Source organism: uncultured Parasphingopyxis sp. (assembly GCF_937129435.1).
Classification (GTDB): Bacteria; Pseudomonadota; Alphaproteobacteria; order Sphingomonadales; family Sphingomonadaceae; genus Parasphingopyxis.
Genome location: NZ_CAKZNF010000051.1, coordinates 1 through 15,230, shown reverse-complemented (window position 1 = coordinate 15,230; position 15,230 = coordinate 1). Strand labels below are relative to the sequence as shown.

The 15,230-nt window shown below is 62.9% G+C and carries 16 protein-coding genes; 12 read left to right on the top strand and 4 right to left on the bottom strand.

Annotated elements, in window-relative coordinates; genetic code table 11:
• The first annotated feature begins 100 nt into the window (after window positions 1-100).
• A complete protein-coding gene (locus Q0139_RS09085; RefSeq protein WP_298020463.1) occupies window positions 101-1,732 on the top strand; it encodes a CTP synthase in 1,632 nt (543 codons plus the stop codon).
• A gap of 54 nt (window positions 1,733-1,786) precedes the next feature.
• Entirely contained in the window at window positions 1,787-2,488 is a 702-nt protein-coding gene (locus tag Q0139_RS09080; RefSeq protein WP_298020460.1) for a Crp/Fnr family transcriptional regulator, read from the top strand.
• A 30-nt stretch (window positions 2,489-2,518) separates the two neighbouring features.
• Here the strand turns inward: Q0139_RS09080 and Q0139_RS09075 are convergent, their stop codons facing one another.
• The gene (locus tag Q0139_RS09075) at window positions 2,519-4,033 is read right to left on the bottom strand and encodes an MFS transporter (protein WP_298020456.1); all 1,515 of its coding nucleotides are present in this window, start codon (window positions 4,031-4,033) and stop codon (window positions 2,519-2,521) included.
• Between the two features lie 161 nt (window positions 4,034-4,194).
• Between Q0139_RS09075 and Q0139_RS09070 the strand changes: the two genes are divergently transcribed.
• The 6 genes from Q0139_RS09070 (at window position 4,195) to Q0139_RS09045 (ending at window position 10,305) form a co-directional block, all read left to right on the top strand.
• On the top strand, window positions 4,195-5,454 hold the full coding sequence (locus Q0139_RS09070) for a DUF3419 family protein (RefSeq protein WP_298020453.1): 1,260 nt from the start codon (window positions 4,195-4,197) through the stop codon (window positions 5,452-5,454).
• Window positions 5,438-6,112: a class I SAM-dependent methyltransferase gene (locus Q0139_RS09065; RefSeq protein WP_298020451.1), complete on the top strand. Its 675-nt coding sequence runs from the start codon at window positions 5,438-5,440 to the stop codon at window positions 6,110-6,112. Before Q0139_RS09070 ends, Q0139_RS09065 begins: the two co-directional genes overlap by 17 nt.
• Window positions 6,113-6,500: 388 nt before the next feature.
• Window positions 6,501-7,820 (top strand): proline--tRNA ligase, encoded by a 1,320-nt coding sequence (gene proS, locus Q0139_RS09060; RefSeq protein ID WP_298020447.1) that lies wholly within the window; start codon window positions 6,501-6,503, stop codon window positions 7,818-7,820.
• The gene (locus Q0139_RS09055; protein WP_298020444.1) at window positions 7,817-9,067 is read left to right on the top strand and encodes a lipoprotein-releasing ABC transporter permease subunit; all 1,251 of its coding nucleotides are present in this window, start codon (window positions 7,817-7,819) and stop codon (window positions 9,065-9,067) included. Before proS ends, Q0139_RS09055 begins: the two co-directional genes overlap by 4 nt.
• A complete protein-coding gene (locus Q0139_RS09050) occupies window positions 9,060-9,734 on the top strand; it encodes an ABC transporter ATP-binding protein (protein WP_298020441.1) in 675 nt (224 codons plus the stop codon). The genes Q0139_RS09055 and Q0139_RS09050 overlap by 8 nt, the downstream gene beginning before the upstream one ends.
• A gap of 94 nt (window positions 9,735-9,828) precedes the next feature.
• Window positions 9,829-10,305: a glutathione peroxidase gene (locus tag Q0139_RS09045; RefSeq protein ID WP_298020438.1), complete on the top strand. Its 477-nt coding sequence runs from the start codon at window positions 9,829-9,831 to the stop codon at window positions 10,303-10,305.
• Here Q0139_RS09045 and Q0139_RS09040 read toward each other — a convergent pair.
• Genes Q0139_RS09040 through purF form a run of 3 tightly spaced genes read right to left on the bottom strand, consistent with a single transcriptional unit; the run spans window position 10,302 to window position 13,133 of the window.
• The gene (locus Q0139_RS09040) at window positions 10,302-10,940 is read right to left on the bottom strand and encodes a metallophosphatase domain-containing protein (protein ID WP_298020435.1); all 639 of its coding nucleotides are present in this window, start codon (window positions 10,938-10,940) and stop codon (window positions 10,302-10,304) included. The genes Q0139_RS09045 and Q0139_RS09040 overlap by 4 nt on opposite strands.
• Window positions 10,941-10,953: 13 nt before the next feature.
• A complete protein-coding gene (locus Q0139_RS09035) occupies window positions 10,954-11,664 on the bottom strand; it encodes an SDR family NAD(P)-dependent oxidoreductase (RefSeq protein ID WP_298020432.1) in 711 nt (236 codons plus the stop codon).
• Window positions 11,661-13,133: an amidophosphoribosyltransferase gene (gene purF, locus Q0139_RS09030; protein WP_298020430.1), complete on the bottom strand. Its 1,473-nt coding sequence runs from the start codon at window positions 13,131-13,133 to the stop codon at window positions 11,661-11,663. Before purF ends, Q0139_RS09035 begins: the two co-directional genes overlap by 4 nt.
• 137 nt (window positions 13,134-13,270) lie before the next feature.
• Between purF and Q0139_RS09025 the strand changes: the two genes are divergently transcribed.
• The 4 genes from Q0139_RS09025 to Q0139_RS09010 all read left to right on the top strand — a co-directional run.
• On the top strand, window positions 13,271-13,519 hold the full coding sequence (locus tag Q0139_RS09025) for a Rho termination factor N-terminal domain-containing protein (protein WP_298020427.1): 249 nt from the start codon (window positions 13,271-13,273) through the stop codon (window positions 13,517-13,519).
• A gap of 8 nt (window positions 13,520-13,527) precedes the next feature.
• Entirely contained in the window at window positions 13,528-13,893 is a 366-nt protein-coding gene (gene hisI / locus Q0139_RS09020) for a phosphoribosyl-AMP cyclohydrolase (protein WP_298020424.1), read from the top strand.
• Between the two features lie 68 nt (window positions 13,894-13,961).
• On the top strand, window positions 13,962-14,390 hold the full coding sequence (locus Q0139_RS09015; protein WP_298020421.1) for a MerR family DNA-binding transcriptional regulator: 429 nt from the start codon (window positions 13,962-13,964) through the stop codon (window positions 14,388-14,390).
• Between the two features lie 38 nt (window positions 14,391-14,428).
• A partial coding sequence (locus Q0139_RS09010; protein WP_298020418.1) for an acyl-CoA dehydrogenase family protein occupies window positions 14,429-15,230 on the top strand: 802 nt, incomplete at its 3' end.

The window sequence follows — 15,230 nt, the reverse complement described above, 5'->3', positions numbered from 1 at the left end:
ACCGGCCCGCACCCCCAAGCTCAATCCTCCACATAAATCACAGCCGCAGGCATTTCCCGGCTTGCCCAGAATCGGAAAGCACGCCTAAGGCTATCCTCCCATGGCGCGGTTCATTTTCATCACCGGCGGCGTGGTCTCATCGCTTGGCAAGGGTCTCATGGCGGCATCGCTCGCGGCGCTGCTGCAGGCGCGCGGCTACAAGGTCCGCATCCGCAAGTTCGATCCCTATCTGAACGTCGATCCGGGGACGATGTCGCCCTATCAGCATGGCGAGGTCTACGTCACCGATGACGGGGCCGAAACCGATCTCGACCTTGGTCACTATGAGCGGTTCACAGGCGTGTCGGCGCATCAGAGCGACAACGTCACTTCGGGCCGCATCTACCAGACGATCATCACCAAGGAACGGCGCGGCGACTATCTCGGCGCGACCGTGCAGGTGATCCCGCACGTCACCGACGCGATCAAGGATTTCGCCAAGGCCGATCTCGGCGATCTCGATTTCGTCATCTGCGAGATCGGCGGCACCGTTGGCGATATCGAGAGCCTGCCGTTTATGGAGGCGATCCGGCAGCTCAGGAACGAGCTGGGGCGCGGCCAGTCGATCTCGGTGCATACGACGCTGGTGCCCTATATCGCCGCGGCGGGCGAACTGAAAACCAAGCCGACCCAGCACAGCGTGCGCGAACTGACATCGCTCGGCATCCAGCCCGAAGTGCTGGTCTGCCGCTGCGAGCATCCGCTACCCGACAGCGAGCGCGCGAAGATCGCCGCCTTCTGCAACGTGCGGAAAAGCGCTGTCATCCCGGCGCTCGACGCATCAAGCATCTATGCCGTGCCACTGACCTATCATGCCGTCGGACTCGACGACGAGGTGCTCAAGGCGTTCGGGATCGAAGGCGCGGCGGCGCCGGACCTGACGAAATGGGAGGACATCAACGACGCTCTCGAAAACCCCGAGGGCGAAGTCACGATCGGCGTCGTCGGCAAATATGTCGGGCTGCAGGATGCCTACAAGTCGCTCAACGAAGCGCTCGTCCATGGCGGCATCGCCAACCGGGTGAAAGTCCATATCAAATGGATCGATGCCGAGGTGTTCGAAGGCGATGACAGCGAACTCGCTTCGCAGCTCGAGCCGATGCATGCGATCCTGGTCCCCGGCGCGTTCGGCGAACGCGGTGCGGAGGGAAAGATCGCGGCTGTCCGCTTTGCGCGCGAACGCAACGTCCCTTATTTCGGCATCTGCTTCGGGATGCAGATGGCCTGTATCGAAGAGGCCCGCGCCGCCGGGATCGAAGGCGCATCGTCGACCGAATTCGGTGAGACGCCGGAGCCCGTGGTCGGCCTGATCACCGAATGGATGAGCGAAGAGGGTATCCAGAAGCGCGAGGAAGGCGGCGATCTGGGCGGCACGATGCGATTGGGCGCCTATGAGGCCAAGCTCGATGGCAACAGCCGTGTCGCCTCGATCTACGGCAAGACGACGATTAGCGAACGGCACCGCCACCGCTACGAGGTCAACACGCATTACGTGGAACCGCTGGAGAAAGGCGGACTCGTCTTTTCCGGCATGTCGCCCGACGGCCAGCTCCCAGAGATCGTCGAACGGCCCGATCACGACTGGTTTGTCGGCGTCCAGTTCCACCCCGAGCTGAAATCGCGCCCCTTCGATCCGCATCCGCTATTTGCCAGCTTCATCGAAGCGGCTGTAAAACAGTCCCGGCTGGTCTGACGCGCACGGAGTCGCGTCGCGCCGGTTCGGACAACAGGAAAGGCGAGGGGCATTATGGCGATCGAGAAAATGCGCGCGCAGGATTTGCTGGCGATTTTGCCCAAAGGCTCGCTGCTCGCGGCGTGCGAACCGGAAGAACTCGACGATCTGCTTTCGACAAGCCAGGTCGAATTCGCGCCCAAGAAGAAGGTGCTGATGCATCAGGGCGAGCCGGGCGATTCGGCGGTGGTGCTGATAACAGGTACGGCGCGCATCAATCTGGTGTCATCCAACGGACGTGAAATCGTGCTCGATTATCTGGAGCCTGGTACGATTGTCGGCGAGATCGCACTGCTCGACGGCGGAGACAGGACGGCCACCGTTACGATGGTCGAAGATGGCAGCATCATGCGGCTGTCGCGTGATGCGGCGGAACGGTTTCTGATCCGCCATCCGATGGTGCTCTTTCGTATGCTGCAGGAAATGGCGCGCCGGCTGCGGCAAATGAATTCCACGGTGGAAAGCGACCGTGCCTTTTCCGCAGGCCCGCGCCTTGCCCGCTATCTGCAGCGCCTGACCGATGCCGAGGCGGCGAGCCAGCAGCTCAGAATATCGATCAGCCAGGGCGAGCTCGGCAATTTCGTCGGCATCAGCCGCGAGAACATCAACCGGCAGCTATCGGCCTGGGCCGATTCGGGGCTGATCGAGCTCGACCAGGGGAAGATCCGGATCCTCGACGCCGAAGCGCTATGGGATATCGCCGCGATGGGCGAATGATTTCGCTCCGGTGAAACTCAGACGATAAACCTACTCCGCCGGCTGCGCGATTTTCCGCTCGTCGAGCCGCCTTAAATTCTCCTCATGCTCGGTCTTGTCGAGCTTGTAGAATGTGATGCAGCCGATCATTGCGAGATAGAGCCCGAGATAGATCGGAATATAGGTCACGCCGAGATCGAACAGCGTGACATCGGGCACCTGGCCCTGCTGCGCACCCGTGGCGAGGCCGACCGTGGAAATGACGAAGCCGGCGACGACGATGCCGAAGCCTTCACCCCATTTGCGCATGAAGGTCGCGGCGGCGAAGAACAGGCCTTCGGAGCGGCGATGTGTGCGGAGTTCGGCTTCTTCGACGAGATCGGCGATCATCGAAGCGGCGAGGATCTGGTAGCAGATGATCAGCGCGACATCGATCGTGACCGCCGCGAAGATCAACGGAAACAGGATCGGATCGCCATTTTCCGGCATCACCCCGATCAGCCGCAGAAAGATCGGCAGCGGCGAGCCGATAAAGGCGATGAGGCCGATGATGATCGCGCCGCGCTTCTTTCCCATCGTCCGGCTGGCGATCGCCGCGATCGGCGCACCGATCAGCGCCGACAGGAACACGCCTGCGGTGATCATCCCGATCTGTTGGGGGCTGAACCCCCAGAAGAATGTCGAGAAATAGAAGGCGAGGCCGGCGCCGAGCCCGCTGGCGATATAGCCTAGCAAGGAGGCGATGAAGAGGGCGGCGAAAGACCGCGTCTTGAACGTCTCCCCGATCTCGCGAAATATGACGCCGAGCGTCAGATGGCGTTTGGGCGGCGCTTTGGGCAAATCCTTGATGTGCCGGTGCGTGCCGAGCGCGGAGACCATGATCGAGCAGAAGATGATGGCGCAGGCGATCAGCGCGTAGACGCGATAAGCATCGGGGTTGAACTGGCCGTTGTCGATCGAGGCCGTCGCGAAAACGGGGAAAATCAGCGAGAAGCTGACGACGGTCATGATGTTGCCGCCTGACCAGCCGAAATAATAGCGCCAGCCGAGAAGCGAGGACCGTTCGTTGTAATCCTGTGTCAGTTCGGCGGCGAGCGCGGCGCCGGGCGTTTCGTAAAAGGTGATGATCGTGCGGATCAGGATCGAGAGCAGCACGACATACCAGAAAAGCTGGGTCTGGCTCAGCCCCTCCGGCGGCACCCAGAGGAAATAATAGGTGACGACGATCGGGATGGCGGCAGCGTACATGAAGGGGTGGCGGCGGCCCCATTTCGATCGGAGATTGTCCGACCAATAGCCGACGATCGGATCGCTGAACGCATCGGCGATCAGCGCGATGAGGATGGCGAGCGAGACGAGCCGGGCATCGAGACCCACTACCTGCGCGTAGAAGAGCAGCAGGAAATATTTGAACCCCTGATCCTTGATCCCGTAGGCGATCGATCCGACGCCATAGGCGAATTTGCTCAGCAACGGCACGCGGCGGCCTTGCGCGCGGGCGGGTGTTTCGGCGACCAATACGCGCTCTTCGAGCACGCCGGGCTCGGCCTCTATCCCTTCAGCCATGTCACTCTCCGGACTTTTTTCTTTTGCGCCTGACATAGCGCAAGCGGCTCGGCAATGGCGCTTCGACGAAAGGCGGGGCGGAACCCCCGTCTTATCCCTGCAACATCGCTGCAATTTTCGCGTCACCGCGATCGCCTAAAGGCGGCGAAAGGAGACCCGCAATGGCCGTTTCGTCGCTTGTTGCTCCCGCGCCCTTCCGCCGCTCCGCCCGCAATGGCGCCGTTCGCAATGCCGTTCATCAGCATCGCCATCTGTCTCGCCAGGGGTTGCTCGAACGGGCTTTCACTTTCGCCTTTCGCGGCCTCGTCTACGCGCAGATATGGGAAGATCCGGTCGTCGATCTCGAGGCGCTGCAACTGCAAGCCGATTCGCGGATGATCACCATCGCGTCGGGCGGCTGCAACGCGATGAGCTACCTGACCGCCGATCCGGCCGAAATCGTCGCGGTCGATCTCAATCCCGCCCATGTCGCGCTAATGCGGCTCAAGCTCGCCGCAGCCCGGCACCTCCCCGATTACGAACATTTTCGCCGCTTTTTCGCCGAAGCCGGTGCGAAGGAAAACCTCGCCGCCTATCGAGATCACGTCGCGCCGCATCTCGACGCGGCAACGCGCCGCTACTGGGAAGGCCGCGATGCGCTCGGCCGCCGCCGCATCGGTGGCTTCGCACGGCATTTCTACCGGCGGGGTCTGCTCGGCCGCTTCATCACTGCGGCGCATCTCGTTGCCCGTCTCTACGGCGTCGATCCGCGTGATATGCTTGCCGCCGAAACGCGCGAGGAGCAACGGCGGCTGTTCGAAGAGAAGCTCTCGCCAATCTTCGACAAGAAGTTCGTGCGCTGGCTGACCGATCAGCCCGCCTCGCTGTTCGGCCTGGGCATCCCGCCGGCGCAATATGAAGCGCTGGTCGGCGGCGATCCCGGGGGCATGTCATCGGTGTTGCGGCGTCGGCTAGAAAAGCTCGCCTGCGATTTCGATTATGCCGACAATTATTTCGCCTGGCAGGCCTTTGGCAGGGGCTATGGCAAGGGCGAAACGGCCCCGCTGCCACCCTATCTGCAGGAGGCGCATTATGAAGACGTCGTCGCGCGGCTCGACCGCATCGCGATCCATCACGCCAATTACGGCGAACATCTGGCCGGACAGCCCGATGCGAGCCTCGATCGCTATGTGCTGCTCGACGCGCAGGACTGGATGACCGACGCGCAACTGACCGCGCTGTGGGGGGAGATCACGCGCACCGCGAAGCCGGGATCGCGCGTGCTGTTCCGGACCGCCGCCGAACCGACTTTGCTCCCCGGGCGGGTGCCGGATGCCAACCTCGATCTTTGGGACTATCGCGCCGAAGCATCGGCCGATCTCACCGCGCGCGATCGATCGTCCATCTATGGAGGCGTCCACCTCTATGTCCGCAAAGGCTGAAACGGCTGCCGGCCATGCGGGGCAGATGGACGCCGTCTATCGCTATCAGCGGCACTTCTACGACATCACGCGCAAATATTATCTGCTGGGCCGCGACCGGCTGATTGCGGATCTCGATCCGCCGGAGGGGGGCAGCGTTGTCGAGATCGGCTGCGGTACAGGGCGCAATCTGATCCTGGCCGCGCGCCGCTATCCGAAGGCGCGGCTTTACGGGCTCGACATTTCCGAAGAGATGCTGGCCACGGCCCGGGCGAAAATCGCGCGCGCCGGTCTCGACGGGCAGATCGTGCTGGCGCAGGGCGATGCCGCGCGCTTCGATCCCGCGCGCGCCTTCGGCTTCGCGCGCTTCGACCGGGCGTTCATGAGCTACACGCTCTCGATGACTCCGCCCTGGCGAATGGCAATCGCGCATCTGCCTGTGGTGTTGGCCCCCGGTGGTGCAGCGCATATCGTCGATTTCGGCCAACAGGAGCGATTGCCGCGCGCGTTTCGCGCGATACTGTTTGCTTGGTTGGCGCGCTTCCATGTCGAGCCGCGCGGCGACTTGCGAGAAGCGGTCGAGAGTCTTGCCGCGGAAAATGAAGGCCTGCGCGCGGATTTCGCGCCACTTTACCGCGGCTATGCGTGGAATGCCGTGATCCGCCGTTTGACGCCGTAGAAGACATCGGCGCCGTCCGGGCGGATAGCGCGTTGCGTCATTGTCCGGAGCCCCAAAAAGCAAGTGCCCGGGCCTTTCGACCCGGGCACAATGCGTGACGAACGTTCGTCAGCCCCCTTGGTTGGTTTCCTCGTCGCGCCTCCTGCAATCCCCCGATGCGGACGCTGCGCGGGAAACCTCCCTGAACCACGGCCTGTGACTCGTGTTTCGTGGGAGTGTTGCTATGTCGCGCCGGTCCGAATGTCACCGGCTTTCCGGTCCTTATGCTTCAATATGTTGGAAGCTGTGGGAATCGCGCAACAGGGGGAGGGGGCCCGCAAATGGTTGCCGTGGCCACCGGCGCCGCCTAGAGACGCGCGGATTGTTGCCTTTGATGGACCCGCTTTCGATGCGCCTTTCCCGCTATTTTCTTCCCGTGACCAAGGAGCCGCCGGCCGATGCGCAGATCGTCAGCCACAAGCTGATGCTGCGCGCCGGGCTGGTGCGGCAAACCTCGGCGGGCATCTATGCTTGGCTGCCGATGGGCCATCGCGTCCTCAGAAAGATCGAGCAGATCGTCCGCGAGGAGCAGGACCGGGCCGGAGCGATCGAGATGCTGATGCCGACGATCCAGTCGGCCGATTACTGGCGCGATACCGGCCGCTACGACGCCTATGGCCCTGAAATGCTACGGATTACGGACCGGCAGGATCGCGATCTGCTCTACGGCCCGACGAACGAGGACATGCTGACCGCGATCTTCAGGAATGCGTCGAACAGCTATCGCGACCTTCCGCGCATCCTCTACCATATCCAGTGGAAGTTCCGCGACGAGATCCGCCCGCGCTTCGGCGTGATGCGCGGGCGCGAGTTCCTGATGAAGGATGCTTACAGCTTCGACCTGGACGAGGCGGGCGCGCGGGTCAGCTACAACCGCATGTTCGCGGCCTATCTGCGCACCTTTGCGCGGATGGGATTGCGGGCGATTCCGATGCAGGCCGATACCGGGCCGATCGGCGGCGATCTCAGCCATGAATTCATCATCCTCGCGCCGTCGGGCGAGAGCGAGGTCTTCTTCCACAAGAGCTGGGAGGAGGCGCGCTCGGCCGAGGATTATGCGGTCGATGCGGACGACACCGAGGCTTTGCAGGTCTTCGTCGATGCGATGACGGCCGATTACGCCGCGACCGACGAAAAGCGCGACGAGGCGGCCGAGGCCGCGCTCGGCGACGACCTGCGGCGATCGCGCGGGATCGAGGTGGGGCACATCTTTTACTTCGGCGACAAATATTCGAAGCCGCTCGATTTCAAGCTGCCCGGACCGGATGGCGAGATGGTGACGCCTGTGGGCGGCAGTTACGGCATCGGCGTATCGCGGCTCGTCGGCGCGATCATCGAGGCGAGTCACGACGATGACGGCATCGTCTGGCCCGAGCCCGTGGCGCCGTTCAAGGTGGGCCTCATCAATATGCGCGTCGATGATGATGCGTGCGCGGCGGCGGCCGACGATCTCTATGCGAAGCTGGAGGCCGCCGGGGTCGAGGTGCTTTACGACGATCGCGACGAACGCGGCGGTGCCAAGTTCGCGACGATGGATCTGATCGGCCTGCCCTGGCAGCTCGTGATCGGCCCGCGCGGCATAAAGAACGGCGTCGTCGAACTCAAGAACCGTGCCACCGGCGACCGCGAAGAACTCAGCGCCGAAGCCGCGTTGGAGAAGCTCGCGTGATCCTTTCCCGCTCCGAGCGGATGATCGCCAAGCGCTATCTGCTCCCCGGCAAGGGCGAGCGGTTCATTTTCGTCGTCGCGTCGATCAGCCTCGTCGCCGTGATGCTCGGCGTGATGGCGCTCGTCGTCGTCATGAGCGTGATGAACGGCTTTCGCGCCGACCTGTTCGACAAGATCGTGGGGCTGAACGGCCATGCGGTCGTGCAGGGCTATGGCGGCCGCCTTCCGGACTGGGAGGAAATCCTCGAACAGACGCGCGAGACGCCTGGCGTCGTGTCCGCGACCCCGCTGATCGAACAGCCGCTGATGGCGAGCTATGACGGCCGCGTCGAGGGCGTGCTCGTGCGGGGAATGCAGATCGAGGATATTCGCGCCAACGAAACGATCAATTCGAACATCGTCGCCGGCGACATGAGCCGGCTACAGCCGGGATCGAACAGCGTTGCCATCGGCTCTCGCCTCGCGACGACGCTGGGCGCGGTGCCTGGGGGCGAAATTGCGCTGATCTCGCCGCAGGGCCGCTCGACGCCATTCGGCACCGTCCCCCGCATCGTATCCTATACCGTCGCGGCGATTTTCGAGATCGGCATCTACGATTTCGACAAGGCGTTCGTGCTGATGCCGATGGGCGATGCGCAGACGTTGCTGATGCTCGACGACGATGTCGGCATGATCGAGATCGATACGACCGATCCGGAAAATGTCGGTGAGATCCTGGCGCCGATCGAGGCTGCCGTTGCCGGGCGGGCCGAACTCACCGACTGGCGGCGGATGAACAGCCAGCTCTTCGATGCGCTGGCGGTCGAGCGCGTCGTCATGTTCTGGGTGCTGTCCTTGATCATCCTCGTCGCCGTGTTCAACATCCTCTCCTCGCTCATAATGCTGGTGCGCGCGAAACGGCGCGACATCGCCATCATGCGGACGATGGGGATGACGCGGCGGGGCATCATGCGGATTTTCCTGACCATCGGCATGACGACGAGCGCGCTCGGGACGATTGCCGGCCTGATCCTCGGCTTCTTGCTGCTGCGTTTCCGGCAACAGGTGGTGGGTTTCGTCCAGACCGTTACCGGCGCCGAACTCTGGGACCCGTCGATCCGTTTCATCACCGAGCTGCCCGCGCGCACCGACCCGTTTGAGGTGCTCGGCATCGTCGCGCTGGCGCTGGGTTCGGCCTTCATTTTCACCCTCTACCCGGCGTTCAAGGCGGCGGGGACCGATCCGGTCGAGGTGCTGCGTTATGAGTGACCGCGTGCTTTCCGTCCGCGAACTCACGCGCAGCTTCGAACAGGGCGGCGTCACCATCGACGTGCTGCGCGGCGTCGATCTCGACATCGGCAAGGGCGAGATCGTCTCGCTGCTCGGCCCGTCGGGATCGGGCAAGTCGACGATGCTGCAGGCGGTGGGGCTGCTCGAAGGCGGCTTCGGCGGGTCGATCGAGATTGACGGCGTGCAGGTCGTCGAGATGAACGGCGATGCGCGTACTACCGTGCGGCGCGAGCATATGGGCTTCGTCTATCAGTTCCACCATTTGCTGCCCGATTTCTCAGCGCGCGAGAATGTCGTCATTCCGCAGCTGATCTACGGGACCGAAACCGACGCGGCCGAGGCACGCGCATCCGAATTGCTCGACCGGCTCGGCCTCGGCCACCGTCTGGACCACCGTCCCTCGGCGCTGTCGGGTGGCGAACAGCAGCGCGTGGCCGTGGCACGCGCGCTGGCCAACCGTCCGGCGCTGGTGCTGGCAGACGAACCCACCGGCAATCTCGACGAGGCAACGGCCGATGTCGTGCTCGGCGAGTTCCTGTCGCTGGTTCGCGAGGAGGGAAGCGCGGCGTTGATCGCGACCCACAATGAGCGTCTCGCTGCAAAGACGGATCGCATGGTCCGATTGCACGAAGGGCGGCTGCAATAGCGTCCACTTGCGCTGACCCCGAGCTCGTCGAAGGGTGCAAGCGCCACGGTGGAGGCTTCGACAGGCTCGGCCTGAGCGCATAGGGAGAAAGTAGATGAAGGTCACCGATTTCACCGTGAAAGCCGCCGATGGCAGCGATCTCGACCTCTCGGCCTATGCCGGCAAGGTGCTGCTGATCGTCAACACCGCGTCGAAATGCGGGTTTACGCCGCAATATGAAGGGCTGGAGGCGCTGCACCGCGACTATGCCGACAAGGGGTTCGAGGTGCTGGGCTTCCCGTGCAACCAGTTTGGCCATCAGGAGCCGGGCGATGCCGAAGAGATCGCGAGTTTCTGCACGCTGACCTACGACGTGACGTTTCCGGTGCTGGGAAAGGTCGAGGTCAATGGCAGCGATGCCGATCCGCTCTGGAATCATCTCAAGGCGCAGCAATCGGGGGTGCTGGGTTCCAAGGCGATCAAGTGGAACTTCACCAAGTTCCTCGTCGATCGGGAAGGCAATGTCGTCTCCCGCCACGGCTCGGCGACCAAGCCCGAGCAATTGCGACGCGATATCGAAAAGCTGCTCTAGCGCGGCGCCATCTCGATCGTGAAGGGCGGGCGGACGGCCTTTTGGCCGCTGATCGCCGAACTCGCGTTGACGAAGAGCGTCGCGCCGCTCTGCATCTCGCCCGCGCTCGCATGGACATGGCCGAAGCAGTGCAATCGCGGCGCAATGCGCGGCAGGTTGTCCCGCAGATGGGCGCATCCGAACTGCATGCCGCGGCTCGACCGGTCGAGGATGCCGAAGGGCGGGACATGGGTGATGAGGATGTCGACGTCCGACGGAACGGCCGACCATTTCCGGCGCAGTCCCTCGTCATCGAGATAAAAGGCGTGTCCCGGCAGGTCGGGCAGCCATGGCGCGCCGTAAATGCGTAGTCCGCTGACGGTGACTTCTTCGTCGATCAGAAGCTCCGCGTTTTCGAATGATTTCACGCCCAATTGCCATGCGTTTTCCAAAGCAATGTCATGATTGCCGCCGGTGACGAGAACATGGTGGTAGTTTTGCCGCCCGAACCATTCGTCCATAGGCCCGAGTCCCGGCCCATCGCGATCGAATAGCTCGAGAAAATCGCCGCAATGGATGAGGATGTCGCCGCCCGGCAGCACGAGATCCTCGTGCATCTGATGGGTGTCGCTGATGATGGTGATCGAAACTGCCATTGGCAGGCGGTGCTCAGCCTTCAATGCGAACCCGGTGGCCCGTCTCGAAATCGCCGGTGACGAGGCCGACGATCGCGTCGGCCACGACATCAGGGGATTTCAGCGTCGCGGGATCCTCGCCCGGATAGGCGTTGGCGCGCATGGTCGTTGCCGTGGCGCCTGGGTCGACGATGGCCGTACGAACGGACGACAGGTTCTTCACCTCCTCGCCATAGGAAGTGACCATCGTCTCCAGAGCCGCCTTGGAACCGCCGTAGGCGCCCCAATAGGCACGCGGATTGCGGCCGACGCTCGATGTCAGCGCGATCAGGCGGCCCGCCTCGCTCTTGCGCAGCATCGGATCGAATCCGGCGATCATCGCCTGCTGCGCCAGCACGTTGAGCGTGAAGATCTGGCTCAGCTCCTTCGGATCGATCTGCACGAGCGGGGTCAGCGAACCGAGCGTCGCGGCGTTGAGAACGAGGATGTCGAGCGCGTCCCAGCGTTCGCCCACGGCTGCCGCGAGCCGCGCGACGCTGTCGCCGTCGGCGATGTCGAGCGGCGCGATGGTGGCACTGCCGCCGGTTTCGTGGATCGCGTCCTCGACCTCTTCGAGCCCGCCCGCCGTGCGCGCGACAAGGATCACATGCGCACCCGCTGCGGCCAGTGCCTTCGCCGTGGCCGCGCCGATCCCCCGGCTCGCACCGGTCACCAGCGCGAGCTTGTTTTCGAGAGGCTTGGTCATTTGACGCGTTCGGCGAGGAGGGGAAGGTCGGCCTTGCCGGCCTTTTCGTCATGGTCGGTCAGCGTGGTCGGGTACTGGCCACTGAAACAGGCATCGCAGCGCTGCGGATGCGCGTCATTGCGCCCTTCTTCGCCCATCGCGCGATAGAGGCCGTCGATCGAGAGGAAGGCGAGGCTGTCGGCCTCGATATATTCGCGCATATGCTCGACATCCATTTTCGCGGCGAGCAGCTTTTCGCGCTCGGGCGTGTCGACGCCGTAAAAGCAGCTGTGCGTCGTCGGCGGGCTGGCGATGCGCATATGGACTTCCTTCGCGCCCGCTTCGCGCATCATCTCGACTATCTTCGTCGACGTCGTTCCGCGCACGATCGAATCGTCGATCAGCACGATCTTCTTGCCCTCGATCAGCGACTTGTTGGCATTGTGCTTCAGCTTGACGCCGAGATGGCGGACCTTGTCGCCGGGCTGGATGAAAGTGCGGCCGACATAATGCGAGCGGATGATACCAAGCTCGAAGGGGATACCCGATTGCTGGGCATAGCCGATCGCGGCGGGCACGCCCGAGTCGGGTACGGGGATGACGAGATCGACATCGACCGGCGATTCGATGGCGAGCTGCGCGCCGATCTCCTTGCGCACCGAATAGACCGAGATGCCGTCGACGATCGAATCGGGGCGCGAGAAATAGACATGTTCGAAAATGCAGGGGCGCGGCGCGTGTGGGGCGAAGGGGCGGTGGGACTTGATACCGGTATCGTTGACGACGACGAGCTCGCCCGGCTCCACCTGGCGTACGAACTCCGCTCCGACGACATCGAGCGCGACCGTTTCGGACGCGAAGATATAGCTGTCGCCGAGTTTTCCCATGACGAGCGGGCGGATGCCGAGCGGGTCGCGGCAGCCGATCATGCCCTCGGGCGTCAGGCAGACGAGCGAATAGGCGCCCTCGACCTGTTTCAGCGCGTCGATGAACTTGTCGAGCAGCAGCTTGTATTCGGACGTCGCGACAAGGTGGATAATCGTTTCGGTGTCCGAGGTGGACTGGAAGATGGCGCCGTGTTTGACGAGGTCGTGGCGCAGCGCCATTGCGTTCGAGATATTGCCGTTATGCGCGACCGCAAAGCCGCCCGTCGCCAGATCGGCATAGAGCGGCTGGACGTTCCTTAGTCCGCTCTCGCCGGTCGTCGAATAACGGACATGACCGCAGGCCGCTTCGCCGGGAAGTTGGCGGATGATCCGGTCCTCGTCGAAATTGCCGGCGACATGACCGACGGCGCGGTGGCTGTGGAACCATTTGCCGTCGAAGCTGGTGATTCCGGCCGCTTCCTGTCCGCGATGCTGGAGCGCGTGAAGACCGAGCGCCACGGCCGCGGCGGCGGTCTCGGTGCCCCAAACGCCAAACACGCCGCATTCCTCGTGCAGCGTGTCGCCATCGGCATCGAAAGTGTCGAACGGATTGGTGCTGATCATGCTCGCTCCGGCGCATCGGTCGGCGTTCGCCCGCCATATAGGGAGGCGGAACCGCTTTGTCTCGCCCCTGTCATAATTTCGCGGGGGAGCCTTGGGGCTCCTGATGCGTTGGCGCGCATATAGGAAAGGAGATTGTCATGGCCAAGGACCATGGAACGCAGATCAAGGACGACGAGACCTATGAAGAGCTGCGCAAGCAGGGCGCCTCGAAAGAGAAGGCGGCCCGCATCGCCAACGCGCAGGCCAACGATTCGGTCGACGCGAAAGGCACGAAGCTCGAGGACCGGACCAAGGACGAGCTTTACGAGGAAGCGCAGGAGATCGGCATCGAGGGGCGGTCGGAAATGAACAAGGAAGAGTTGATCGAGGCTATCCGTTCGCACTAGCAGGGCCAATGGACCGCGAAAACACCGACAGCCTCGATCCGAAATTCGACGCCAATGGCCTGATCACGGCGGTGGTTACGGACGCCGCGAGCGGCGACGTTCTGATGCTCGCCCATATGAACCGTGAGGCGCTAGACCGGACGATCGAGACCCGCGTCGCGCATTTCTGGTCGCGCAGCCGGCAGGAGCTCTGGAAAAAGGGCGAGACGTCTGGAAATACGCTCGCTGTGCGGGATATCCGTATCGATTGCGACCAGGATGCTGTCTGGCTGATCGCCGAACCGGCCGGGCCGGTCTGCCATACCGGCGAGCGAAGCTGCTTTTATCGACGGGTATCTGGGAGGGCTCTGGAAAGCATCGACACGGAACGGTAACAAATAGCCACGGCCCTGCCGTAGCGTCATAGCTTGACGTTAACGTGAACGGAACTTATGGGATGTTGATGGCTACCGAATTCAACCATGCGGGTATCGAAACGCCCGACGAGCATAATCGCGAAACCTATACCATTTCCGATCTCTCCGACGAGTTCGGCGTGACGCCGCGCGCGCTGCGCTTCTACGAGGACGAAGGGCTGATCCAGCCCGAACGTCATGGCATGACGCGCGTCTATCACAAGCGCGACCGGGCGCGGCTCGCCTGGATCCTCCGCGGCAAGCGGGTGGGCTTCAGCCTGGCCGATATTCGCGAGATGATCGATCTCTACGACCTCGGCGACGGCCGGACGAAGCAGCGCGCCGTGACACGCGAAAAGTGCGAAGAGCGAATCGCCGCGCTCAGCGAGCAGCGGACCGATATCGATTCGGCGATCGAGGAGCTGAAGGGCTTTCTCGAAGTGCTCGACAAGGTTGAAGCCGAAGACAAGGCCTGAAATCCGCCAAGACAGAAACGCAAGGAGCAGGATCCCCCATGCCCAGCTACACCGCCCCCGTTCGTGACAGCCAGTATGTGCTCGAGCACATTGTCGGGCTCGATCGCTATTCAAACCTTCCCGGCTTCGAAAACGCCTCGACCGACATGGTCGACGCGATCCTGACCGAAGGCGGCAAATTCTGCAGCGAAGTGCTGTTCCCGCTCAACCAGATCGGCGACGAACAGGGCTGCACGCGGCACGACGATGGTTCGGTTACGACGCCGGACGGGTTCAAGGAAGCCTATAACCAGTTCGTCGAGGGCGGCTGGTCGACGCTGACCGGGCCGGAGGAATTCGGCGGCCAGGGCCTGCCGCATGTCATCGGCCAGGCGATCGAGGAGTATATGATCTCCGCCAATATGGCCTTCGCCATGTATAACGGCCTCACCATGGGCGCGACGGCCGCGATCATGGCCAAGGGATCGCAGGAGCAGAAGGACAAATACGTCCCCAACATGGTCGCCGGCAAATGGGGCGGCACGATGAACCTGACCGAGCCGCATTGCGGGACCGATCTCGGCCTCATCCGCACCAAGGCCGAGCCGCAGGGCGATGGCAGCTATGCCATCACCGGCACAAAGATCTTCATCTCTTCGGGCGAGCACGACCTGACCGAGAATATCATCCATCTCGTGTTGGCGAAGACACCGAATGCGCCCGACAGCGTGAAGGGCATCTCGCTGTTCATCGTGCCCAAGTTCATGGTCAACGACGACGGTTCGCTCGGCGATCGCAACGCAGTCTCCTGCGGCTCGATCGAAGAGAAGATGGGCATTCACGGCAATTCGACCTGCGTCA